General features: G+C 73.1%; 17 protein-coding genes and 1 pseudogene. 6 read left to right on the top strand and 12 right to left on the bottom strand.

The window, feature by feature from the left end; translation table 11 throughout:
- Nucleotides 1-5: 5 nt before the first annotated feature.
- Nucleotides 6-437 carry a hypothetical protein gene (locus tag OG247_RS05590; protein ID WP_327251155.1) on the bottom strand — a complete coding sequence of 144 codons (432 nt, stop codon included), beginning with the start codon at nucleotides 435-437 and terminating at the stop codon, nucleotides 6-8.
- 49 nt (nucleotides 438-486) lie between these two features.
- On the opposite strand from OG247_RS05590, the gene OG247_RS05585 reads away from it, so the two are divergent.
- Nucleotides 487-1236, top strand: coding sequence for a hypothetical protein (locus OG247_RS05585; protein ID WP_327251154.1), 750 nt, complete (start codon nucleotides 487-489; stop codon nucleotides 1234-1236).
- Nucleotides 1237-1276: 40 nt separating this feature from the next.
- On the opposite strand, the gene OG247_RS05580 is transcribed toward OG247_RS05585, so the two are convergent.
- The 3 genes from OG247_RS05580 to OG247_RS05570 are packed head-to-tail and all read right to left on the bottom strand — an operon-like array spanning nucleotide 1277 to nucleotide 8432.
- Nucleotides 1277-2275, bottom strand: coding sequence for an ABC transporter ATP-binding protein (locus tag OG247_RS05580; RefSeq protein WP_327251153.1), 999 nt, complete (start codon nucleotides 2273-2275; stop codon nucleotides 1277-1279).
- On the bottom strand, nucleotides 2272-5088 hold the full coding sequence (locus tag OG247_RS05575; RefSeq protein ID WP_327251152.1) for a hypothetical protein: 2817 nt from the start codon (nucleotides 5086-5088) through the stop codon (nucleotides 2272-2274). Before OG247_RS05575 ends, OG247_RS05580 begins: the two co-directional genes overlap by 4 nt.
- Entirely contained in the window at nucleotides 5085-8432 is a 3348-nt protein-coding gene (locus OG247_RS05570) for an FtsX-like permease family protein (RefSeq protein WP_327251151.1), read from the bottom strand. The genes OG247_RS05575 and OG247_RS05570 overlap by 4 nt, the downstream gene beginning before the upstream one ends.
- A gap of 277 nt (nucleotides 8433-8709) precedes the next feature.
- On the opposite strand from OG247_RS05570, the gene OG247_RS05565 reads away from it, so the two are divergent.
- Entirely contained in the window at nucleotides 8710-9423 is a 714-nt protein-coding gene (locus OG247_RS05565) for an ABC transporter ATP-binding protein (protein ID WP_327257350.1), read from the top strand.
- 64 nt (nucleotides 9424-9487) lie between these two features.
- Here the strand turns inward: OG247_RS05565 and OG247_RS05560 are convergent, their stop codons facing one another.
- Nucleotides 9488-11797, bottom strand: a complete 2310-nt coding sequence (locus tag OG247_RS05560) for an ABC transporter permease (protein ID WP_327251150.1) — start codon at nucleotides 11795-11797, stop codon at nucleotides 9488-9490.
- Complete coding sequence (locus OG247_RS05555) at nucleotides 11794-12579, bottom strand: ABC transporter ATP-binding protein (protein WP_327251149.1); 786 nt, start codon at nucleotides 12577-12579, stop codon at nucleotides 11794-11796. Before OG247_RS05555 ends, OG247_RS05560 begins: the two co-directional genes overlap by 4 nt.
- Before the next feature lie 186 nt (nucleotides 12580-12765).
- Here OG247_RS05555 and OG247_RS05550 point away from each other — a divergent pair, with 186 nt between their 5' ends.
- Together OG247_RS05550 and OG247_RS05545 are read left to right on the top strand one after the other, a co-directional pair.
- Entirely contained in the window at nucleotides 12766-13689 is a 924-nt protein-coding gene (locus OG247_RS05550) for a sensor histidine kinase (protein WP_327251148.1), read from the top strand.
- A complete protein-coding gene (locus OG247_RS05545) occupies nucleotides 13686-14402 on the top strand; it encodes a response regulator transcription factor (protein WP_327251147.1) in 717 nt (238 codons plus the stop codon). Before OG247_RS05550 ends, OG247_RS05545 begins: the two co-directional genes overlap by 4 nt.
- A gap of 94 nt (nucleotides 14403-14496) precedes the next feature.
- Here OG247_RS05545 and OG247_RS05540 read toward each other — a convergent pair whose 3' ends face one another.
- The 3 genes from OG247_RS05540 to OG247_RS05530 all read right to left on the bottom strand — a co-directional run bounded on the left by OG247_RS05540 (nucleotide 14497) and on the right by OG247_RS05530 (nucleotide 18467).
- Nucleotides 14497-15000 carry a GNAT family N-acetyltransferase gene (locus tag OG247_RS05540; RefSeq protein ID WP_327251146.1) on the bottom strand — a complete coding sequence of 168 codons (504 nt, stop codon included), beginning with the start codon at nucleotides 14998-15000 and terminating at the stop codon, nucleotides 14497-14499.
- Between the two features lie 64 nt (nucleotides 15001-15064).
- Nucleotides 15065-16978 carry a helix-turn-helix domain-containing protein gene (locus tag OG247_RS05535; protein ID WP_327251145.1) on the bottom strand — a complete coding sequence of 638 codons (1914 nt, stop codon included), beginning with the start codon at nucleotides 16976-16978 and terminating at the stop codon, nucleotides 15065-15067.
- Nucleotides 16979-17075: 97 nt separating this feature from the next.
- Nucleotides 17076-18467, bottom strand: a complete 1392-nt coding sequence (locus OG247_RS05530; RefSeq protein WP_327257349.1) for an MFS transporter — start codon at nucleotides 18465-18467, stop codon at nucleotides 17076-17078.
- A 622-nt stretch (nucleotides 18468-19089) separates the two neighbouring features.
- Here OG247_RS05530 and OG247_RS05525 point away from each other — a divergent pair.
- A complete protein-coding gene (locus OG247_RS05525) occupies nucleotides 19090-19239 on the top strand; it encodes a hypothetical protein (RefSeq protein WP_327251144.1) in 150 nt (49 codons plus the stop codon).
- A gap of 122 nt (nucleotides 19240-19361) precedes the next feature.
- Here OG247_RS05525 and OG247_RS05520 read toward each other — a convergent pair.
- A pseudogene (locus OG247_RS05520) lies at nucleotides 19362-20022 on the bottom strand (DUF4394 domain-containing protein); the annotation flags it as partial.
- Nucleotides 20023-20039: 17 nt separating this feature from the next.
- On the opposite strand from OG247_RS05520, the gene OG247_RS44765 reads away from it, so the two are divergent.
- A complete protein-coding gene (locus OG247_RS44765) occupies nucleotides 20040-20561 on the top strand; it encodes a transposase (RefSeq protein WP_442813583.1) in 522 nt (173 codons plus the stop codon).
- Here OG247_RS44765 and OG247_RS05515 read toward each other — a convergent pair.
- Both OG247_RS05515 and OG247_RS05510 read right to left on the bottom strand, forming a co-directional pair.
- Nucleotides 20466-21815, bottom strand: a complete 1350-nt coding sequence (locus OG247_RS05515) for a sensor histidine kinase (RefSeq protein WP_327251143.1) — start codon at nucleotides 21813-21815, stop codon at nucleotides 20466-20468. The two genes, OG247_RS44765 and OG247_RS05515, sit on opposite strands and share 96 nt — an antisense overlap.
- The gene (locus OG247_RS05510; RefSeq protein ID WP_327251142.1) at nucleotides 21812-22465 is read right to left on the bottom strand and encodes a response regulator transcription factor; all 654 of its coding nucleotides are present in this window, start codon (nucleotides 22463-22465) and stop codon (nucleotides 21812-21814) included. Before OG247_RS05510 ends, OG247_RS05515 begins: the two co-directional genes overlap by 4 nt.
- Nucleotides 22466-22509: the final 44 nt, after the last annotated feature.

Below are 22509 nucleotides of genomic sequence, written 5' to 3'. Positions count from 1 at the left end.
CAGGTTCACCGCAGGCGGCGCAGGAGCGCGCGGAGCCCCCTCGGGCGCGGGGCTTCCCGCGCATCGGGGAGACCGGGTGCATCGGGGAGACCCGGCGCGTAGGGGGGACCCGGCGCATCGGGGAGATCGGGTTCGTCCGGGCCGATGCTCTCTTCGACGGCGTCCGCGAGGCGGGTCAGGAACGCGCGGAACTCGGCCTCGTCGTACGGGCGCCGTCCCGGATACGGTTCGAACGCCGAGGCGAGCACCGCGTCGGAGGCGACCGCCGCGCGCAGGCCCGCCGCCTGCCGGTGCAGCGGCTCGTCGCTGAGGGGGCGCACCCGCAGGGCGACCGCGTAGCGCCGGACCAGGTCGTCGTCGAGCGCGGACCCGTCGCTGTGGAACATCGCGTCGTACAGAACGCAGTTGACCAGCCCGGTCACCCACGGTTCGACCACCCTCACAAACCCTTCTCTCTCCCGGCCCGCACTCTGGCAGACTCGGCCCATGACCACCGCTCCCGCCGTCGTCTGCGAAGTCCCCGACGGCCTCGGTCTCATAGAAGTCACCGGGGACGACGGCGCCAGCCTGCTCCTCCTCGGGGGCCGCCCCGTCGTGCTGGAGGGCAGCGACTTCTGCGGCAGCGTCGGCTGGCTGGCCTCGCGCGCCACCGGCCCGGGCGCTCCCACCACCGCGGAGACCAAGGCCCTCACCGCATGGCTGGCCGCCCCGGAGCTCGCCGTCGACCCGCTCACCGGGAGCTTCCTGCCCCCGGACCCGGAACGGCTGCGGCCCCTGCTCTCCCTCCTCGCCCCCGGCCGGTACGCGATGACCGCCGCCGCGGCCCCGCACCCGCTGCGCGTGGTCCACCCGCGCGCCGAGCACGTCGAGAGCTGGTACGCGGACGAGGAGCTCGCCCTGCTCACCACCGACCACTGGCCCCCGCCCGACAGGGACGCCGTACGCGCGTACGTGCGGCGGATCCGGGCAGGAGCCCGGCCCGCGCTGGTGGCCCTGCGCCCCGCCGTGGATTCCATCGCCGCCTACCTCCTGGACGGTCATCACAAGCTGGAGGCCTACCACCTGGCCGGGATCCAGCCCCTGATCATCAGCCTGACCCCGGTCGCCCCTGCGCCGTTCCGGCTCCAGGACTGCGAGCCCGTCCGCGAGGTCTTTCCCGGAGAGCCTCTGATCCGGATGTTCCGCTACATCCGCGAGGACGCGGACGAGGCGGCGCGGAAACGACGCACGGGCTGAACGGGGATCCGGGGAGGCAGTATCGGGATCCCGGGGTGGCTCAGCCCGCGGCAGACTCCTGCACGCCGCCGCCGTCCGCCGTCGTGCCGGTCGCGTCGTCCGGGCGCAGTTCGATGTGGTCCGCGGCCAGGTCCACCGCCACCCGGTGTTCCATGCCCAGGGCTTCCAGGAACTTCTGCGGGAGCTGTACGCGCCCCGTGCGGTCGAGCATCACGTACTCGCGCTCGCTCACCGACTCGGCGCCGTGCTCGTCGGTGACCGTACGGCGCAGCACCTCGCTGCTGGTGCGGCCGTCGCGCATCGCCACCGTGCGCCGGACCTCGCCCGCGACGAGCGGGTCGTGGGTCACGATGACCACGGTCGCGCCCAGTTCGCGGTTGACGGTGCGGAAGGCCTCGAAGATCGCCCCGCCCGTCTCGGAGTCCAGCTCGCCGGTCGGCTCGTCGGCGAGCAGCACCGCCGGATCGTTGGCCATCGCCACCGCGATGGCCACGCGCTGCTGCTGGCCGCCGGAGAGCTCGGCGGGGCGGCGGTTCGCCAGATCGCCGATCTCCAGCGCTTCGAGGAGCTCGCCGGTCCGGACCGCGTGGCGCTTGGCGGCGCCGCGCCGGCTTCCCTTCAACTGCATCGGCAGGGCGATGTTCTGCGCCGTCGTCAGGAAGGGCAACAGGTTGCGGGCCGTCTGCTGCCAGACGAATCCGACCGCCTCGCGCCGGTAGCGCAGCCGGTCCCGCGCCGACATCTCCAGCAGGTCGTAGCCGCCGACGCTGGCCGTGCCGGCCGTGGGCACGTCCAGTCCCGCGAGGATGTTCAGGAGCGTGGACTTCCCGCTGCCGGACGCGCCGACCAGGGCCATCAGATCGCCCTGCGCCACGGTCAGTTCCAGTCCCTGCAGGGCCTGTACCTCGACCCCGTCCGTACTGAAGATCCGCACCAGGCGGTCGCAGGCGATGGCCGTGTCCGCGCCGTGCCGGCGGGGCTCGGCGGCGGCCAGGGCCTGCCGCCGCAGCTCCTCGTAGGTGGGCTGATCGCTGTTCACCGCTGGTCTCCCGCTCTCAACTCGGTCGTGATCTGTCGCCTGCCGGAGATCGCCGCCTCCGCGAGCACGGCCCCCGCGACGAGGACGGCCAGGCCCAGGGCCTGGGTCAGTACGGGCATGACCAGGACCTGCAGACCGGCGGGCACCCGCGTGCCGACCAGCGTGGTCAGGTCCACGGCCGGGCCCAGCAGCGCGACGGCGCCGGCTGCGAGCAGTGCGCCGCCGAGTGCGGCGGCCAGTGCCAGGGGCACCGACTCCACCAGGATCAGCCAGATCCCCTGCCGGGGCCGCAGACCCATGGTGCGCAGCCGCGCGAGCAGCGCCGCGCGGTCGGGCGCGGCCCGGACCAGGGTCAGCAGGACCGCCAGCAGTGCGAAGCCCGCGGCTCCGGCCAGCGAGGCCCAGAACAGCCGCTCGGCGGAACGCTGGAGCGGGTCGGAGCCCAGTTCGGCGACCGTGGCGGAGCTGGTACGGACGCGATAGCGGTCCGCGGGGGCCGCCGGCTCCGCGGTGCGGACCGCCTGCTCCAGCCGGTGCTGGTCGACGCGGCCGAGCGCGAGCCAGGTGTTGGGCAGCCCCATCTGCGGGACGGCGGCCAGCACCTGGGCGGCCGGCAGCACCACGGTGGTGTACTTGGCGCCGGGCCGGGCGGGGGTGCCGGTGACCACTCCGACGACCGCCAGCTTCAGCTCCCCGCCGTTCTCGAGCCGCAGCTGGAAGCCGGAGGTGTCGTCGTCGGCGAGGTCCCGGCTGATCAGCGCGGGCACCTTCGCGCCCGAGGTGCCCGCGGCTCCGGCTGCCAGGAGCGCCGGATCGAACCGGGCGCTCCCGGCCGCCTCCGACAGTTTCGCGTACTCCACCGGGTCCGCGACGACCACGGAGATCTGGGTGCTGCCCGTTTTGGTGCCGTAGAGGAACACGTTGTCATCGGTCCACACCTTGACGGAGGACCGTACGCCGGGAAGCGCGGCCGCCGCCTTCGTCAGGGAGTCCGGGAGCGTGCCGCCGGGCGCCGAGAGCTGCGCGTCGCCGCCGACGGCCGCGCGCGCCGCCTCGAACCGGGCGTCGGCCACCCCCGTCAGCACCGTGGCGCCGAAGCCCCCGGTGGTGACGGCCAGCAGCATCGCGATCAGGGGCAGTACGGACGGACGTGCGCGGCCCCCGGTGCCCCGCGCGGCGCGCGCCAGCCCGAGGAAGCCGATCAGCCCCGGGCCCCGCCCGGCGGCCCGGGCCAGCGCCCCGACCAGGGCGGGCTGGAGCCGGGCCAGCAGCAGGCCGCCGCAGAGTGCGAGCAGCAGCGGGGCGGCGACCAGCAGCGGGTCCACCCCGGCGCCGGCCGGGGCGACCCCGCGGGAACGGACCTCGAACACCGCGGCCGCGGTGGCCGCCAGGGCGAGCAGCTCGGCGACCAGCCGCCGCCGCGGGCCCGGCGGGCGCTTAGGCGACAGCAGCACGAAGGCCCGTACGGGGACGGCCAGCAGTGCCAGGAGCGTGGCGGCCGAAGCGGCCATCAGGGTGCCCGCCGAGCGGGGGGTCGGCAGCAGGATCACGGCGAGCGCCGTCGCGAGAGCGGCGGCCGGCAGCACGGTGACGGCGTTCTCCGCGAGCAGCCGGCGCACGATGCCGGCGCGGGAACCGCCGCGGGCCAGCAGCAGCCGCAGTTCGGACTCCCGCCGGTCCGCGGTGAGCCCGGCCGCCAGACAGAACACCACGAACGCCACTCCGGCGACCCCGGCCGGTCCCATCGCGGCGAGCGGCGCGGCCGCCTGCCGCCGGGCCTCGGCGAGGGCGAACTGCTCGGGGAGGTCGGAGGTGACCCGCAGATCGCTCCGGTGGGTCTCCTGGGTGAGGCGCGACGCGGTCGGGCCGCTGACGTACGAGGCGACGGACTTGGCGGTGGCCGGAAGCTGGTCGGCCCGCAGCGTCCCGGTCTCCACTGGGATCCGCCAGAAGTCCTCGCTCGCCGTGTCGCCCCATTCGGGGAGCCGGCCCAGTGCCTCCGGGCCGACGAGGGCGTCGGTGCGCCAATACGCCTGCGGCGGATGGGTCGGGGCCAGGGTGAGGCACGCACGGATGAGGCAGGTGAAGTCGGTCCAGTAGTCCTCGGCGTCGTCGTTCGCGACGTAGAGCCCGACGACCTCCGCCTTCACGGTGGTCAGGGCCTGGCCGGTGGCGGTCTCCAGCACCATGCCGACCCGGACGCCGATGGTCTTCGCCGCGCTCTGCGACAGCGCGACGGGCACGGGACTGCCGGGCGCGGGGGCGGGCGCGCCCGGCCAGCGTCCTTCCACCAGGCGGACGTGCTCGGAGGCCGTGCGCAGGTGGTGCAGGCCCAGCCGCGGCGGGACCCCGTCGGGGGCGGTCAGACCGGGGTTGGCCAGCGGCCGGGCACCGGCCGAGGACCCGTGGACGGGGCCGGCTGCGGCGACGGTGAAACCCGGGGCGGTACGGGAGACCAGGGTCGCCAGTACCTCGTCCAGGTTCTGCGTGCTCTGCTCCCCGTAGCGGGGGCGCGCAGTGACGTACAGGCTGGTCTGGGCCGGCCCGCGCGACTCCAGGAAGGAGCGCAGCGCCTGGTCGGTACCCCGGTCCATGGCGCGCGGCAGGGCCGCGGAGAGCAGGACGGCGACGAAGGCCAGGGCCGCGCCGAGCAGGGCGCTCAGCGGGGTCGCGCGCAGCCGGGTCCGTACCCAGGGCGCCGGCGGGGGCACGGCGCCCGGGACGGAACGGCCCGGCGTTTCCGGTCCGGTCGGCGTCGCTGCGGTCCCGCCCTGGGCGCGCCGGTCGGCGTTGGTCGCGGCCGGCCCGGTCATATGTCCTCCACGTGCCGCAGCCGGTCGGCCGGCTTCGAGCGGTTCTGATTGCGCCGGCCGCCGAAGACCGCGGACAGCAGCGGTACGGCGGCGATGGCGGCGGCGAGCAGCAGGGTCCGCGCCGCGGGCAGGTCCACGAGCACCTCGGGCACCGGGCGGCCGGCGGCCGGGGTGAGCACGGTCAGCGGTACGACGAGGTGGACGATGACCACGCCCAGCCCCAGCCCGACCGCGGTACCGAGCCCCACCAGTACGCAGCTCTCGGCGGTGGCCGACCGGGCCAGGTCCCGGCGCCGGGCGCCCAGCGCCATCAGCACCGAGAACTCCCGGGCCCGCTCCCGGGCGGCGGCCGCGGCGGAGGCGGCGAAACCGATCGCCGCCAGCACCGCGCAGGCCACCGCGAGTGCGGCCAGCGCCCCCTGCGGGCCCGCGCTGAGCGGATCGTCCAGCAGGGTCGCGGCCACCTCCTCGCGCAGCCGCACCTTCTGCGAGCCGGCGCCGGAGCGCAGTTCCGCGGCGGCGCGGGCCGGGGCCGGGTCGTCGGCGGAGGCGGCCGGCAGCCACCATTCGCCGGGCGTCGGCAGCTCCCGGCCGCCCGCCGCGAGAAGCCGGGCGGCGGAGTCCAGGTCGACGGCGATCGCGGTGTCGCCGGCCACGGGCAGCGAGCCGACCGCAGCGGTGACCCGGACCGGGACGGTGACGCCGTCCAGCTTGACCGGCACCAGATCGCCCACGGTCCCGCCGATCGCGGACAGGTACGCCCGGGTGGCGATCCCGGGAACCTCGGCGGCCGGAGCGGGCCCCGGCGTCAGGCCGGCCTGGACGCCTCCGCGTTCACCGGAACCGTCCCGGTAGCGCAGCTTGACCAGGGCCGGGCGGCCCGTCGCGGACCCGGAGTCCGAGAGCAGTTCGGCGGCCGGGGAGCCGTCGTTGAGCGGCGGCGCCGACAGCTTCCAGCCGGGTGCGGGCACGTCGACCGGCGCCGCCGCGCCGTCCCTGGTCTGCGCGACCGAGAGGCCGCGTACGGTCAGCTCGTCGAAGATCTTGACCGTGGTGCCGGGCTCCTCGGAGCCGGCACCCGGTTCGGTGTTCGGATCGACACCCGGGAGCGGGCCTTCCCGGTCGTACGAGAACACGAGCCCGGCCAAGCTGAGCGGGGTGGCGGCCGACCCGATGGGCGCGCCGAGCATCGTGCCGATGTGCACGGACACGGTGGCGTCACCGCTGTCCGGGAGCTGCACCATCGCAGCCCGGTAGGTGATGCCGAACCGGTCGCGCAGCAGCAGCCCGAGGCCGGGGCGGCCGCCCGCGCCGGTGGGACGTACGGAGACCGAGAGGTCGATGCGCTCCGGATGGCCGGGGAGGGGGATCCCGGAGGCGGAGGCGGAGGCGGGGGCGGAGGCGGCGGGGGAGGGGGCCAGCGGGGCGAACAGGTCGCGCAGGGGGCGCCCGTCGCGCAGGTCGGCGCGCAGGGCTAGCCGGTCGGCGGCGGCCGCCGCGTCCAGTGCCAGCACCTGGCCGGTGCGCCCGCCCGGCAGTTCCTGCCGGGCACGCAGCACCGGCAGGACGCGCTCCCCGCCGGGCAGCGCCGCGTACCTGCCGCCCCGGCCCAGCGAGGGCAGGTCGCTCTCGGATATCAGCAGGCCCCCGGCGGTGGTGAAATCGGCCTGGTCGCGCTGGGACGCGGACCACGCGGTGTGCTGGCCCAGCGCCAGGACCCCGCTGGAGACGGCCAGTACGAGCAGCAGCACCGGCCCCGTGGCCCGTCCCGGCCGTCGGGCAAGCTGCCAGCCGACCAGCGCCGGCCCCAGACCCCGGCCCCGGGCGGCGATCCGCGCGCCGAGCCGTGCCGCGAAGGGCAGCAGCCGCAGCACCAGCAGGGTGCCCGCGCACAGTGCCAGCGTCGGGGCGGCGACCAGTACCGGGTCCACGCCGAACAGCCCGTCGGAGCGCGCGGCCGGGCCGGCGTCGCCGGCGCCGTACCGGGAGAGCTGCTGGTAGGCGAGTACGGCCAGGGCCACCAGCGCCAGGTCCGCGCCGGAGCGGGCGGCGCCGGCGACGAGCGCCTGGCGGCGGCCGGTCCGGTGCAGGGCGGCCGCGGCGGAGCCCCGCAGGACGACCGGGAGGGTGGTCAGCACGACGCACCCGAGGGCGCAGCCCGCGGCGACGGGCCAGAGCAGCCAGCTCCGGGTGACCGTGAACGGCACGTGCGCCAACGAGCCGTAGCCGCCGAGCAGGCGCAGCAGCGGCGGGGTCAGCAGGGGCGCGAGGAGGGCGGCCGGCAGCGCCAGCAGCAGCGACTGGGCCGCGGTGAGGACACCGAGCCGGCCGCGGGAGGCGCCGCGCGCGGCGAGCAGGGCGCGCTCGCCCTGCTGGCGCTCCGTCAGCAGGTGCGAGACGAGCAGCAGCGCCGCCCCCGCGAGCACGGCCAGCTGAAGCGCGCCCACCAGGAGGGTGGAGCGGGCGACGGTCAGACCCGACCGCAACTCCCCGAGCAGCGCGGGAAGCTCGGTCGACGGAGCGAGCCCGGCAGTGCCCTGGAGCTCCTTCAGGGCCTTGGCGGACCGACCGCGGACCGCCTCGGCCGTCGCCGCGTCCACGGTGGAGAAGTCCGCGGTGAGGAGCACGGCGCGGCCGTCCTGGACCAGCCCGCCCGCGGTGAAGGCGGAATCGTCCACCAGCAGCGGCCCGTAGGTGGCGAATCCGGCGACCTGGAGACCGCGCGCACCGAGCGGATCGAGCCGCCAGTACGGGGAGTCCGGGTCGGCCGCCCGGTAGACGCCGGTCACCAGCACGGTCAGCGGGGAGCCGCCGTACCGGTCGTCGAGCCGCACCCGCGCGGGCAGTGCTCCCTCGGCCAGCCCGAGCCGGTCCAGCGCCGCCTTCGGCACGGCCACGGGAACCGGGCCTCCGCGATCGGAGACCGGTCCGGCGACGGGCTGCGGCCAGGTCCCCGCGAGGAGCCGTACCCGGTCCTTGGCGAAGGCCGCCAGCAGCGTCAGATCGGCGTCCTTGCCGGGGGTGTGCGGGCCGGGCAGCCCGTACGCACGGCTGCGCGCCACGCTCTCGGTACCGGCCGGGAGGGGGCCGAACAGCTCGCGCGCGAAGCCCCGTACCGCCTCGTCGTCCTTGGCGCGGTCGGCCGCCGGGTGGGAACCGGTGACCAGTACGGTGCCGCGCGCGAGACCGGGCTCCTGGAGGGCCTGACGCAGTCCGGCGTCACCCACTCCGCGGGTGAAGGCGAAGAGCGCGGTGAGCACGGTCGTGGTGATCAAAACGGTCAGCAGAACGGCGGCTGCGAGCGGCAATCGCCCGCGCAGCCGGCGCACGACGAAGCCGAGCATGTGCCTGTTCCTCCCCCGCACCGGACTGGTGACCCCGGATACCGGACGATGCTGCCAGATTCGAACAGATAGCGGAAGGGACTTGCGTGAGTGGTGCAACGGATGAACAAATCGTCGGGGCGGGACCGCAAGAAGGCCGTTCTCGGCCTTCATCCGCTCATCCGCTTGGAGGGGGAGCCGCAGCATGACGCAGGACCAGGAACGGCGACAGGAACCGGGACAGGAACCGGGACACGCACCGGGACACGCACCGGGGCAGGACGCCGGGGCGGCGCCGATGGTGGTGGTGCACGACGTGCGGCGCAGTTTCGGGACGGGTCAGCAGGCGGTGCACGCCCTGCGCGGAGTGTCCTTCGAGGTCCGCCGCGGCGAACTCACCGCGCTCAAGGGGAGGTCCGGTTCCGGCAAGACCACCCTGCTCAACCTGGTCGGCGGCCTCGACACCCCGACCGGCGGCAGCGTCGCCCTCGACGGCACCGATCTGGCCGGCCTCGACGAGGACGGCCGCCTCGCGCTGCGCCGCGACCGGATCGGCTTCGTGTTCCAGTCCTTCGGCCTGATACCGGCCCTGACCGCCGCCGAGAACGTCGGGGTCCCGATGCGGTTGCGCAAGATACCGGCGAAGCAGCGCGAGGAACGGGCCCGCACCCTGCTCGCCCTCGTCGGCCTCTCCGAACACACCGAGCAGCGCCCCGGCGAACTCTCCGGCGGCCAGCAGCAGCGGGTCGCCGTCGCGCGGGCCCTCGCGAACGAGCCCGATCTGATCATCGCCGACGAGCCGACGGGCCAGCTCGACTCCGACACCGGCCGGCAGATCATGCGGCTGCTGCGAGCGGTGGTGCGCAGCGAGGGGGTCACGGCGCTGGTCGCCACGCACGACCCGGCGCTGATGGAACTGGCGGACCGGGTGGTGGAACTGCGCGACGGGCGCATCGTGGAGGCTTCGTCCCAGGACGCACCGGCTGCCGGGGAGCTGGCCGAGGCCCCGTAGGACCCGCTGGGCTGAGCCGCGGGTAATACGGGTACTACGGGCCTGCTACGGGTACTTCGGGGGACTACTCGGTGTGCAGGGCCGCGGCGATGGTCGTCCGGGCCGCCGAGCGGGCCGGGATCAGCGCGCCCAGGACGGCGATCGCGATGCCCGCGCACAGCATTCCGGCGAGCTGCGGCGCGTGCCAGACGTCCTTCATCGACTCGGGGAAGGCGACGATGCCCACGTTGTCCACGACGAGCCGGTGCGCGACGATCCCGAGGGGGATCCCGAGCAGCCCGCCTACCAGGCCGAGTCCGGTCACCGAGGTCACCGTCATCGCCACCACCTGACGCGGGGTCATGCCGATCGACTTGAGCATGCCCAGGTCGCGGCGGCGGTCGCGGGTGTTCAGCAGGACGGTGTTGAAGACCCCGAGCGAGGCGACGAGGGTCAGCATGACCGAGAACACCGAGGAGAAGCCGATGACCGTGGTGGTGGCGGCGTTGACCTTCGCGGAATTCACCACCTCGGCGTGCAGTCCGGGGTCGGCCGAGTCGACGGCGTCCGCGTACGCGCGGGCGTCCGCCCCCGGGGCCAGCCGGACGGTGTACTCGACCGGGCTGCTGTCCGGGGCGAGTTGGCCGAGCGTCTCCCAGGTGGATTCGAGGGCGCGGGCGTCGCTGTCGATCAGCTGGCCGACGACGGTCGCGGCCGCCCGCCTCCCGTTGGCCTCCAGGGTGACCCGGTCGCCGACCGCCAGTCCGCGTTCGGTGAGGAAGGCGGGGCCCGCCGCGATCTCGCCGGGTCCGCTGGGCGGCCGGCCTTCCACGAAGGCCTCGGCCGGGGACGAGCTCCCCCGGTAGAAGTTCCCGAAGGCGGGCTGTGTGTACCCGACCAGCCCGACCTGGGTCAGCGCGCGGGCCTGTACCTCCTGCGCACCGAGGGACCGCAGCCGCTCCTCGATCTGGGGGTCGCTCAGCAGCGGCTCGTGGTGGTTGTTGCCGTGGCCGCCGACCAGGACGTAGACCACCGTTCCGCCGGGGCCGCGACCGGTCTGCGCGTACGAGACCATCGTGCTGGTCAGGCCCGTCGCCAGGGTCACCGTGGTGACACCGAGGACGATGGCGGCCGTGGTCATGAAGGCGCGTCCGGGGCGGGCGAACGGGTGGCCGAGGCCGAGGCTGACGGAGCGCGGCAGTCGCGAGGAGGCGAGCAGGCGCTGGACGCGCAGCCCGCGCCCGGTGCGCGGCGCACCGCCCGCGCTGATCGCCCGCGCGGCCGGCAGCCGGTGCGCGCGCAGGGCCGGTACGAGCGCGGTCAGCAGGACCAGGGCCGGCATCCCGGCCAGGCACGCGACGCTGAGCCAGGGCGAGACGGTGCTCACGCCCGCGGTCCCCGTCTCGATGCCGGAGAACGCGATCTGCAGGATGGGCGCGGCCAGCGCGTTGCCGAGCAGGGTGCCCAGAACGCAACCGGCCACGGCGGGGACCGAGACCATCGTCAGATAGACGGCGACGACCTGGTTCGGAGTGAAGCCGATGGCCTTGAGGACGCCGATGTGCCGGTTGCCGGAAACGACGGCGCCGCTGACCACGTTCGCGACGATCAGGGCGGAGACGAGCAGGCCGAGGACGCCGAAGAGGGCGATGAAGGGCAGATAGGCGTCCGCCCGGGCGGAGAAGGCCTTCTTGAGGGTGAGGTAGGTCTGCGCGGCCGTCAGCGCGCCCGCGGGAAGTCCGTCCGTGGCCCGGGCGAGCGAGTCGCGCAGGTGCGCGCCGGTGGACGGGTCGGTGAAGCGGTACAGCATCTGCGCGGACGTGGGGCGGAGGGCCGAGGCCTGCTCGGGTGTCACCCAGGCGCCGGCCGACTTGCTCATGCTCGTCGCGAAACCGACGACGGTGAGCGTCGGGCGCCCGGGTACCTCCAGTTTCGTACCGAGGAGATCGGCGTACGGAGTCCCGTCGATGGCCCAGTTGACGACGATCTCACCGGGTGCCTGCGGCCAGTGCCCCATCAGGACTTCGATGCGGTCCACCGGCCCGGCCGGATCGGCACGGCCCACCACGGTGAGGGGTCCGGCCGGCATCCAGAGCCAGTCCCCGGGGACGTCGACGACGGCCTGGTGAAACGGCCCCGCGGCGGCCTCCACACCGGGGCGGTCCGCCGTCCGCGCGAGCTGGGCGTCGGAGACCTTCCCCGGGTCGTACGTGGCCACGGTGTGCGCGCCGCGCTGGGCGGAGTACGCCTTGTCGAAGGGGCCCGAGGCGGCGGAGAGCAGGCCGAGCGCGAGCAGGACGGTCGTGGTGGAGCAGAGGACGACGAGGCCGATGACGAACGTCTGGACCCTGCGGCGCTTCACGGCGGCGCGGGAGGCCCGCCACACGGCGCTCACGCGGAACGCTCCAGGGATTCGCCGTCCAGCGTCTCGCCGTCCAGCGTCTGGCCGTCCAGCTTCCCGCTGTCCGGTTTCTCGGCGTCCAGGGCGCGTTCGCGGGCGACGCGGCCGTCGGCCATTTCGACGAGGCGGCCGGCGCAGCGGGTCGCCAGGTGCGGGTCGTGGGTGACGATGAGGAGGGTCTGGCCTATCTGGTTGAGGTCGATCAGCAGGTCCATCACCTGCTCGCCGGAGCGGCTGTCGAGGGCGCCGGTCGGTTCGTCGGCCAGGAGCAGAGCCGGACGGTTCATCAGGGCGCGGGCCACACCGACGCGTTGGCGTTCGCCGCCGCTGAGCGTCGTCGGGTAGTTGTTGCGGCGGTCGGCGACCCCGAGCTCGTCGAGGAGCTCCAGGGCGCGGCGGCGGGCCTGGCGTGCGGAGGTGCCGGTGAGCTGGGCGGCCAGCGCGACGTTGTCGAGCGCCGGCAGGTCGTCGATGAGGTTGAAGAACTGGAAGATCATGCCGACGTCGCGGCGGCGGTAGAGGGCGAGGCCGGTCTCCGTCAGGCTGCCGAGGTCCTGGCCGTGCACGCTGATCGCGCCGGCGGTCGGCCGGTCCAGGCCGGCCACCATGTTGAGCAGCGTGGACTTCCCGCAGCCGGAAGGGCCCATCACTGCGACGGCCTCGCCCCGGCGGATCTCCAGGGACAGGGCGTCGAGCGCCAGGGTGTCGCCGTACTCCTTCGATACGCGGTCCAGTCGGACGACGACCTGGCCGGCGCTGTCGTGATGAGGTGTCATGGCACGAACCTAGAAGGCGGGGCGGGAGGGCTGCGTCACCCCCCGGATGTAAACGGCAGGCGGGGTCATCCTGGGGATGTACGCGGGACGGAACCGGGAGAGGGATGTGGACTACACGGGGTGCCTGCGAAGGTCGGGTGGAAGAATCCTGGAACGATGATCACGGGCGGGGGAGGGGGAGTTGCTGTGACGACGGGATGGGTGGTCGCCGCCGTGGTGGCCACGGTGGGTGCGGTGTCGGCCGGGTTCGGGCTGACCGTGGCGCTCCTGCGGGCCCGCGCGGCGCACCGGGCGGCGATCGAGGAGCGCGGCTGGCTGCTGGAGCGGGAGAGGGAGGCCGCGGCCCGCACGGCGGTCGACGCGGAGCGGGCCCGGATAGCGGCGGAGCTCCACGACATAGTCAGCCACAACGTCAGCCTGATGATCGTCCAAGCCGGCGCCGCCCGGGAGGTGTTGGCGACGATGCCGGTGGAGGCGGCGGCCGCGATGGCCGCCGTGGAGAAGGCCGGGCGTACGACCATGACCGAACTGCGACACCTGCTGGGCCTGCTGGCGCCCGCCCAGGACGGGAATGACGAACCGTACGGGGAGGGGACCGCCGAAAGGCGTCATCCTGCGGCGGAGTTGGCGCCGCAGCCGAGTCTGAGCCGGCTCAGTCCGCTCATCGACCGGATAGCCTTCGCCGGGCTGCCGGTGGAGGTCCGGATATCCGGCGAACCGCGGCCTCTGCCGGCCGGGATCGACGTCACCGCCTACCGGATCATCCAGGAGGCGCTGACCAACGCACTCAAACACGGGGACGGGGTGAAGGCCGAGGTGACGGTGAGATACGCGGACCAGGCGCTGAGGGTAGAGGTGCTCAACAGCGGACCGAGCGTGCTGTCCGGAGAACGGATACCCGCGCCGACGGGGATGCCCGCCCCGGCCGCGTCCGCCGCGTCCGCCGCCTCCACCGCGTCCGCCGTGTCGCGCCCGAAAGCGGACGGCGCGGGGCACGGGCTGGTCGGCCTGCGGGAGCGGGTCGCCGTGTACGGAGGGGACTTCGACGCACGCCGCCGCCTCGGTGGCGGGTACCGGGTCCGGGCCCGTCTCCCGCTGGAGCGGCCGTGACCACGCACGCCCCGGCCGCCGGGCCGGACCCGAGGACGGCCTCGCCCCGGGTGGTCATCGCCGACGACCAGGAACTCGTCCGCACCGGATTCCGCATGATCCTCACCGCACGGGGGATCGACGTGGTGGGGGTGGCCGCCGACGGGGTGGAGGCCGTATCGGAGGTGCGCCGTCTGCGCCCCGACGTCGTCCTGCTCGACATACGCATGCCCCGGCTGGACGGACTGGAGGCCGCCCGGCAGATCCTCGCCGAAGCCCCGGAATGCCGGGTGATCATGCTGACCACCTTCGACCTCGACCAGTACGTCTATGCCGCACTCGCCGCCGGAGCCAGCGGGTTCCTGCTCAAGGACGTCACCCCCGAGTACCTCGCCAACGCCGTACGGATCGTCGACACCGGCGACGCGCTGCTCTCCCCGTCGATCACCCGCCGACTGGTGGAGCGCTGCGCCTCGACATCGGCCGCGCGCGGCGGCGGCGGGGCCCCGGCATCCCACCCCGACCTGGACGCCCTCACCCCGCGCGAGCGGGAGGTGCTGACCCTCATGGGCCATGGCCTCTCCAATGCCGAACTGGCCCGGGAGTTCACCCTCAGCGAGGCCACCGTGAAGACCCATGTGGCCCGGATCTTCGCCAAGCTGAGCCTGCGCGACCGCGCCCAGGCGGTCGTACTCGCCTACGAGACGGGCCTGGTCACCCCTGGAACGGCCTAGGGTCTGTCGTCAAACTCCCGTCTTCGGGCGACGACGGGAGTTTGCCGACCGGCCCTGGAGATGTTCCGCGCGGACTCCTCCGGCCGGCCTCGTGTCACGGCAACTCGCGTGTGAGCCATACATGCTCACCACGGTCGTCCGTGGCAACGCGATGCCGCTCGAAGCCGATCTTCTCGAGGACACGGAGCGAGGGTGTGTTCCACGGGCCGACGGTCGACCAGAGCCGCTTTCGCCCGGTCGCGATGGCGGCATCGACCACCGCCCCGGCCGCCTCCGTGGCGTAGCCGCGCCCGTGTGCGCTCTGGAACAGCTCGTACGCGATCTCCGGCTCCTCCAGGGTGGAGCGGCCGATGATCAGCCCGCAGTAGCCGATGAAATCGCCTTCGTCACGGCGCTGGATGGGCAACAGGGCGATCCCCGTCTGCGCCGTCGCCGCGAGCAGTTCCGCTATGGACGTTCGGATGTCCTCAACCTCGTGGGTTCCCTTGCCGCGTTCGGCGAGCAGGTCGCAGAACGCGGCGGCGTCCGACTCGGCCCACGGCCGCAGTATCAGCCGCTCGGTCTCGAGGTGGAACGACATCATCTTGTACGGAGTCATGCTCCCCACTCTGCCTCAAGGGCCACCGTGCACTGCGGCCGGAGTGCGGGGCGTGTCCCACGGATCAGGACCGCGGCGGGCCGGAGCCGGCCAGGAGATGCAGGCGCAGGGCGAGTTGGAGCTCCAGGGCGCGGGCGGGGGTGTTCCAGTCCTCGCCCAGGAGCCGGCGGATCCGGTCGAGGCGCTGCACGACGGTGTTCACGTGGATGTGCAGCGCGTCCTTGGCCTTGGAGAGGCTCGCCCCGTGGACGTAGTAGGCCTGGAGGGTGCGGACCAGCTCGGTGCCCCGCTGGGCGTCGTAGTCGATGACGGGGCCGAGTACCCGGTCGACGTACCCGCCGACGTCACCGTGGTCCCCGAGCAGCAGGCCGACGAAGCCCAGGTCCGGCAGGGCGGCCCCGTGGCCGGTGTGGCCCAGCGCGTGCAGGGCCCGCAGGCAGCGCACGGCCTCGGCGTACACGCCCGGCAGCCCGCCAGGGTCGCCGGCCGGCCCGGCGGAGCCCACGGTGACGGGCGTGCCCACCGCCTGCCCCAGCTCCACCGCCAGGGACCGCGCGAGGTCCCCGGGCCGCTCGGCCGGGGCGAGCAGTACGACGTGGCCCTCGTGCAGCCCGGCCAGGCCGTCGAGGGCGCGGGCACGGCGGGCCGCCTCCGCGGAGAGCCGGGGCCGCAGCGCCGCGTCGCAGTGCAGCACCAGGAGGGAGTGCGGGCGGGCGAGGTCGACGCCGAGCTTGCGGGCCCGGATCGTCCGGCTGCCGGTGTCGGGGGTATGCCCCGGGCTCCGTGGGGTCAGCAGGTCGCTGAGGAGTTCACCGCGCACCCGGTCCTCGGCGTGGGCCACGGAGCGGCGCAGCAACAGGAGGAGCGCGGTGACCAGGCCGGTGCGTTCGAACAGCCGCCGGTCGCTGTCCGACAGCTCGGCCCGGCCCGTCAGGGCGATGCTGCCCAGGAGTTCGGGCCCGGCCAGGACCGCGCAGACCCAGACACCGTCGACCGGCACGGCCCGGCCGCCGGATCGGGAGGCCGCCACCCCCTGGGCGGGCGCGCCGATCGGCTCCGTGGCGACCCGGGCCAGCTCGGCGCCGTCGGCATCGTGCACCACGAGCCCGCCCCGCAGCAGGGCGGCCACCTCTCGGGCCACATCGGTGACGTCGCCGCCGCGCAGGACCAGATCGGTGAGCCGGTCGTGGGTCTCGGTGGCCAGCCGCGCCGCTTCGCTGTGGGCCCGGGCGGTCTCGGTGGCGGCGTTCAGCTCGACCAGTGCCGTACGGGTTTCCTCCAGCAGCCGCGCCCCGTCGATGGCGACGGCCGCGTGGTCGGCCAGGGAGGAGAGCAGCGCGACGGCGTCGGGAGTGAACGCGCGCACCGACCGGTCGGCGGCGTAGAGCACCCCGATGACCCGCGAGGCGACGCGCAGCGGCACGCCGAGGATGCCCCGCAGCCCCTCCTCGCGCACCCCGGCGTCGATGGTGCTGGTGTGCCGGAAGCGGTCGTCGGTGCGATAGTCGGCGCTGGCGTACGGCCGGGCCGTCTGCGCGACCAGCCCGCCGAGGCCCTCGCCCATGCCGAGGCGCAACTGCTGGAAGGCGGCGGAGACGGAGCCGTCGGTGACCCGCATGAACGTATCGCCCACGACGGGGTCGTTGAGCGTGAGGTAGGCGCAGTCCGTACCGAGCAGGGTCCGGGCCCGCCGCACGATGGCCCGTAGCACCGCGTCGAGATCGCGCAGCGCCGCGAGGTCGCCGGCCGTGTCGAAGAGGGCGGTGAGCTCCGCCTCGCGCCTGCGGTGCTGGTCGAGCGTGCGCCGGATGTCGAGAGCCACCCGGGTCGCCTCCTCCACGAGGGCCTGCTCGGCGGAGCCGGCACCGGCGCTACGGGCCTGCGCGCCGGGCCGCGCGAAGTGCTCGACGGGCGCGCCCTGGGCGAGCAGGTCCAGGAGCTGCCGCAACGCGGTCGCCTGCGCGGTGGGATCGTTCACGGGGCCATGGTGGCAGCCTCCGGTACGGGGTGGCGAGCGGGTCCGCCCGCCCGACCGGACGTACCGGTCACGGGGGCGGCCCGTCGTGCGGGCGGGCTCAGGCGGGATCGGACACCTTGGCGGCGTACCCGCTTCCCGCGGACGACCCTGCCGGCCCCGCCGCCTCCGCCTTCGGGACGGACAGGTCGCGGCCCCGGGTCTCGCGGGCGAACAGGACGGTGAGGGTGGTGACGAGGGCGGCCGCGCTCAGATAGACGGAGACCGGCACGGAGGAGCCGTAGTCTTTCAGGAGCTCGACGGCGATGATCGGGGCCAGGGCCCCCGCGATGATCGAGGCGAGCTGGGAGCCCATCGAGGCGCCCGAGTAGCGGACCTTGGTGTCGAACATCTCCGAGATGAAGGCGGCCTGCGGCCCGTACATGGCCCCGTGCAGCAGCAGCCCGGCGGTGACGGCGAGGGTGATGACGGCGAACGACTCGGAGTCCACCAGCGCGAAGAACGCGAACGCCCACAGTGCCATGCCGGCCGAACCGATCAGCGTCACCGGCCGGCGCCCGATCCGGTCGGACAGCGCGCCCCAGGCCGGGATGGTCAGGAAGTGCACGGCCGAGCCGATCAGGAGCGCGTTGAGCGCGGTGGTCTTGGGGAGCCCGAGATGGGTGGTGACGTAGACGAGGAGGAAGGAAGTGAGGACGTAGTACGAGATGTTCTCGCCGAACCGGGTGCCGATGGCGACCAGGACCTGCCGCCAGTCCTTGCGGAACACCTGGACGACGGGGGCCTTCTCCTCCTCGCCCCGCCCCGAGGCCGCTGCCTCGGCCTGCGCCGCGAGGAAGACGGGCGACTCGGACACCGAGAGACGGATCCACAGCCCGACCATCACGAGGAGCCCGGAGAGCAGGAAGGGGATCCGCCAGCCCCATGCGAGGAACGTCGCGTCCGACTGCACCCCGGCGAGCAGCGCCAGTACCCCGGTGGCCAGCAAGTTCCCCCCGGGAGCCCCGGACTGCGGCCATGAGGCCCAGAACCCGCGGTGCTCGGCCCCTCCGTGCTCGGACACGATCAGCACGGCCCCGCCCCACTCGCCGCCCAGCGCGAACCCCTGCACCAGGCGCAGCACGGTCAGCAGGATCGGCGCCCAGACCCCGATGCTCGCGTGGGTGGGTAGCAGCCCCATCGCGAAGGTGGCCCCGCCCATCATCAGCAGACTCAGCACCAGCAGCTTCTTGCGCCCGACCTTGTCCCCGAAATGCCCGAAGACCACCCCGCCCAGCGGCCGGGCGAGGAACCCGATGGCGTAGGTGAGGAAAGCGATCAGGGTGCCCGTGAGCGGATCGGCGGTGGGGAAGAACAGCTTGTTGAAGACCAGGGCGGCGGCGGTCCCGTAGAGGAAGAAGTCGTACCACTCGATGGTGGTCCCGATGAGACTGGCGGCAACGATCCGTCTGATTCCGGATGGAGCCTTGGGGACAGTTCCGGGGGAGACCATGTGCACCACTTCCAGGGTGTCTGCGGGGACGTCGGGTGTGGCCACAACGTAGAAGTCCCCAGGTCAGCGGTATATGTGGCGTGCCGTCACAATCAAACCCACCCGAGTGTGTCCGGCCACCATAAGGTCCGAACCGATTCCCTGGCACCCCTCCGGAAGCGGGTGGGAAGCCCCTGCCGGAATTGCAGAGTTACAGCCGTTTTGGGGTCGTGGTGCTGACTCCCGTGCTGACTTGGTGCTGACCTGAAACCCCATGTCAGCACCCCTCGCAACCTGTCCCGTGCTGACTTGGTGCTGACTACGCAGCGTTGAGAGCGTCGTGACTCCGGTCGAGCCGACACAAATCGGAAACGGCGGGGAGCTCGGATCGGCCCCGCTGTCGAGGTCCGGTTCGTGTTCAGGGGCGGCCAGCACGACGTCGCGTGTAACCAAGGTCCGCGACCGCGCCTGACATGCCGCGGGTGCCCTGGTCGACGCGGTCAACGCGACCCTGCCCGAGCGCGCCGAGAAGGCTGGGGAGACCGTCGAAGGTTCGGCCTTTGTCACCGTCCACGCCCTGACCGAGCCCGAGCAGGACAGGCGGACACGCGTATTCAGGCTCGGGGCCGGGGCCGTCGCCCTCGTGACCGTCGTGCTCACCGTCGAGGCGGTACGGCTCGACATGATGACCGACCTGTTCGGCAAGACGGGGAACTATGTGTACACGGACATGCACGGCCAGAGCCGTTCCATGTACACCCAGAGCCGCGTCGAGATCATCCAGGTCACCTAGCACCCGCAGAACCCCGGCACCGTGGTCGCCTGCCAGTCATTGCTACGCAGGTCCATCTGGGCCATCGTCTGCGCGGGCATCCTCCTCCTCGGCCTCGCCGCCGACATCCTCGTCGTCAGCTCCTGGTTCAGTGGCAGAGCGATGTCGGTGACCTGCTGCCGGTTCAGGTGAACCTTGGTTGGTGGCCTTGCCGGTGAGGATGTTGATCTCGTACAGCCTGTAGGAGCTGCCCGTGCTGAGGGCGGCGAAGCCTTTGTTCGTGCCGGTCTTGGCGTTGAAGTAGATGTCGAAGCCGGCGTCCGGTACGGCGTTGATGCCGAGGTTTCCGGTGGGGGCGAGGGCGCCGGTGTTGGCGGGGGACTGCAGGGAGATCCGGTCGGCCATCGTGTCGAGGTCGAACAGGGTCGTCGCGGTCGCCGCGTTCAGGTCGTTGTTGGTGTAAGCGGCGCCGGTGACGCCCATGGCGGTCGACGGCGGGGTGGTGGGGTTGGTCAGCGTGCCGTCGAGGGTGGTGCCCAGGGTGGCCGTGGCGTCGTCGATGTTGTGGCGCAGGTTCTGGCCGGTGTCGGAGATGACGCGCAGCCGGTTGGCGGCCGGGTTGAAGTCAACTCCGAACCGCGTGCCCGACAGGGCCACGGTGAGCTGGGAGACCTTCACGGCCTTGGCGTTGGTGGTGCTGAGGGTGTAGATGCCGCCGCGGTCACCGACCCCGTAGAGCTTCTCGTTCTGCACCCGGAAGTCGATGCCGACGAGCTTGGTGTCACCCCGCAGACCGGACACACGGCACCCCGCTCAGAGTCATCACGACCGCGGCGAACGTCAACGACGTCACCCAGACCCTCGCCCTGGTCGACGGCATCCCACCCGTGGCGGGCCGTCCCGGCCGACCCCGCAGGCGCCCGGACGCCCTGCTCGGAGACAAGGGCTACGACTCCAACCCCAACCGCGATGAGCTGCGTAAACGCCGGATCCTGCCCGTCATCTCACGCAAGGGAGCCCCGAACATCAAGGGCATGGGCAAACGTAAGGCCCCGACCGCAGTGCGGTCGGGGCCTTCGTCGTTCCGTGGTTGCAGATTCGGTTCAGGTCACCCGATCAGGCACTGTCATCAGCATCGATCAGGAGCCGCTGGGCGGCATCGCGGTGTTGCCGCGAGTCGGCGGAGCCCAGAGCGAACTTCTGGCCGAGGTCACTCGAACCTCTGGTTCCGAAGGGCACCCGACACCTCACGTGCTGGGCGATACGGGGCTGTTGGTCTGCGGGGACCGATACCCGGCGGGCGCCGGCTGCGGGCTGCGGGTACCGATGGCGACGGTGGGTAGTTGAGGCAGGCTGACGTGGACCTCCAGGCCCCCGTCGGGGTTCGGACGGGCGGTGACGGTCCCGGCATGGACCTGGGCGATGGAGCGGACGATGGACAGGCCCAGTCCGGCGCCCTTGGTGGAGCCGGTGCGAGCGGTGACGCCTCGCCGGAAGGGCTCAAACAGCTCGGGGAGGGTGTCCGCGGGCACGTAGGGTCCGCTGTTGTGGACGACCAGTCCACCGTGCGGGGATGTGCGGATCTGCAGCGCGCCGCCGCGGTGGTTGTGCCGGATCGCGTTCTGGACCAGGTTGGTCACGAGGTGGGTGAGCAGGACCGGGTTGCCCAGGACGCTGACCGGGTGCAGGTCCAGGTCGACCGTGACGCCGGAGGCGGTCGCGACGGACTCATGTTGGCGGGCCACCTCGGCGGCCACTTCGTCCAGCGCGACCGGTTCGCGGTGGGTGAGCCCTTGTTCGCCCTGGGCGAGGAGCAGCAGTCCGTCGATGAGGCGTTCGGCACGGCGGTTGGCGTCGAGGAGCTGCTGCCTGACCGTGTTGAGGCTGTCGGGTGAGGGGGAGGTGTCGGCGAGACCGATCTGGATGGCGGCGCGTTGGATGGTCAGGGGGGTGCGTAGTTCGTGGGAGGCGTTGGCGATGAAGCGCCGCTGACTGGAGAAGGCGTTGTGCAGCCGGTCAAGGAGGTCGTCGAAGGTGTCGGCGAGTTCCTTGAACTCGTCGCGGGGGCCGGTGAGGGCGATCCGTTCGTGCAGGTTCTCCCAGGACAGCCGCCGGGCGGTCGTAGTGATCGCGTGGACCGGTCGCAGGACGTGCCCGGCCATCCACCAGCCCAGCAGCATAGCGAGGAGCACCAGCAGGGCGAGTGCGATGCCGGAGACGGTCAGTAGCTCCTGCAGCATTTCGTGCCTGTACCGCGCGATGGCGTCGGTCACCGCCCCCGGCACGATGTTCGGCGGCTGCACGGCCGACTGCCGCCATTGCCCGGGCAGCGAGGGGAGCGGTCCGACGATGGGGGGTCGGGAGCCGAGCGGTGTGCCCGCTTCGGTTCCGACGGACACGGTCCTAGCAGTGGCCGTGCGCTGCTGGAACCACAGGTAGATGACGGTGATCAGTAGCGTGCCGGCGAGGAAGAACAGTCCGCCGTACAGGGCGGTCAGGCGGACCCGTACGGTCGGCAGCAGGCGGCGTACCTTCCTGGGGTGGTCGGCCTGGACGGGCGGGTGGACGGGGTTGGGGTGCACGGGCGCCGCGTTCATATCCGGTAGCCGATGCCAGGCAGGGTCTCGATCATCGGGGGCTGTCCGAGTTTGCTGCGGAGCCTGGAGAGGGTGACGCGGACGGCGTTGGTGAACGGGTCGGCGTTCTCGTCCCAGGCGCGTTCCAGCAGCTCCTCCGTGCTGACCGCCGCCCCCCTGGCCCGCAGCAGCACTTCGAGGACGGCGAACTCCTTGCGGGACAACGCCAGATAGCGGCCGTTCCGGTGGACCTGGCGGTTCGCGGCGTCGAGCACGAGGCCGCCCTTTTCCAGGATGGGCGGCAGTGCGGTCTGGGTGCGGCGGCCGAGCGCCTGGACTCGGGCGACCAGTTCGTCGTATTCGAAGGGCTTGGGCAGGTAGTCGTCGGCGCCCAGCCGCAGTCCTTGGACCCGGTCGGCCACCGTGCCGGCTGCGGTGAGCATGAGGATGCGGGTGCGGGCGCCTCTCCCGGTCAGCTCCCGGCAGATCTGGTCACCGTGGACGCCGGGCAGGTCGCGGTCCAGCACGAGCACGTCGTAGTCGTTGACCGCCAGCCGCTGCTGGGCGCTGGGGCCGTCGTAGGCGATATCGACGGCCATCGCGTACGCGCGCAGACCCGCTGCCACCAGGTCGGCGAGCACGTGCTCGTCCTCGGCCACCAATACGCGCATCGCTCGTTCCCTTCTTCCTGTCCGCGGGTCGCCGCCGGGCATAT

It is taken from the genome of Streptomyces sp. NBC_01244 (assembly GCF_035987325.1).
In the GTDB taxonomy this organism is placed as follows: domain Bacteria; phylum Actinomycetota; class Actinomycetes; order Streptomycetales; family Streptomycetaceae; genus Streptomyces.
Note: the sequence above shows the minus strand (reverse complement) of the source record. Positions and strands in the feature narration are given on the sequence as shown.

Coding starts and splice junctions, on each gene's coding strand:
- OG247_RS05565 (WP_327257350.1), top strand. CDS start 8,710: ATGGTGGTGGTGCACGACGTGCGGCGCAGTTTCGGGACGGGTCAGCAG.
- OG247_RS05530 (WP_327257349.1), bottom strand. CDS start 18,467: ATGGTCTCCCCCGGAACTGTCCCCAAGGCTCCATCCGGAATCAGACGG.
- OG247_RS05585 (WP_327251154.1), top strand. CDS start 487: ATGACCACCGCTCCCGCCGTCGTCTGCGAAGTCCCCGACGGCCTCGGT.
- OG247_RS05570 (WP_327251151.1), bottom strand. CDS start 8,432: ATGCTCGGCTTCGTCGTGCGCCGGCTGCGCGGGCGATTGCCGCTCGCA.
- OG247_RS05575 (WP_327251152.1), bottom strand. CDS start 5,088: ATGACCGGGCCGGCCGCGACCAACGCCGACCGGCGCGCCCAGGGCGGG.
- OG247_RS05540 (WP_327251146.1), bottom strand. CDS start 15,000: ATGACTCCGTACAAGATGATGTCGTTCCACCTCGAGACCGAGCGGCTG.
- OG247_RS05555 (WP_327251149.1), bottom strand. CDS start 12,579: ATGACACCTCATCACGACAGCGCCGGCCAGGTCGTCGTCCGACTGGAC.
- OG247_RS05510 (WP_327251142.1), bottom strand. CDS start 22,465: ATGCGCGTATTGGTGGCCGAGGACGAGCACGTGCTCGCCGACCTGGTG.
- OG247_RS05515 (WP_327251143.1), bottom strand. CDS start 21,815: ATGAACGCGGCGCCCGTGCACCCCAACCCCGTCCACCCGCCCGTCCAG.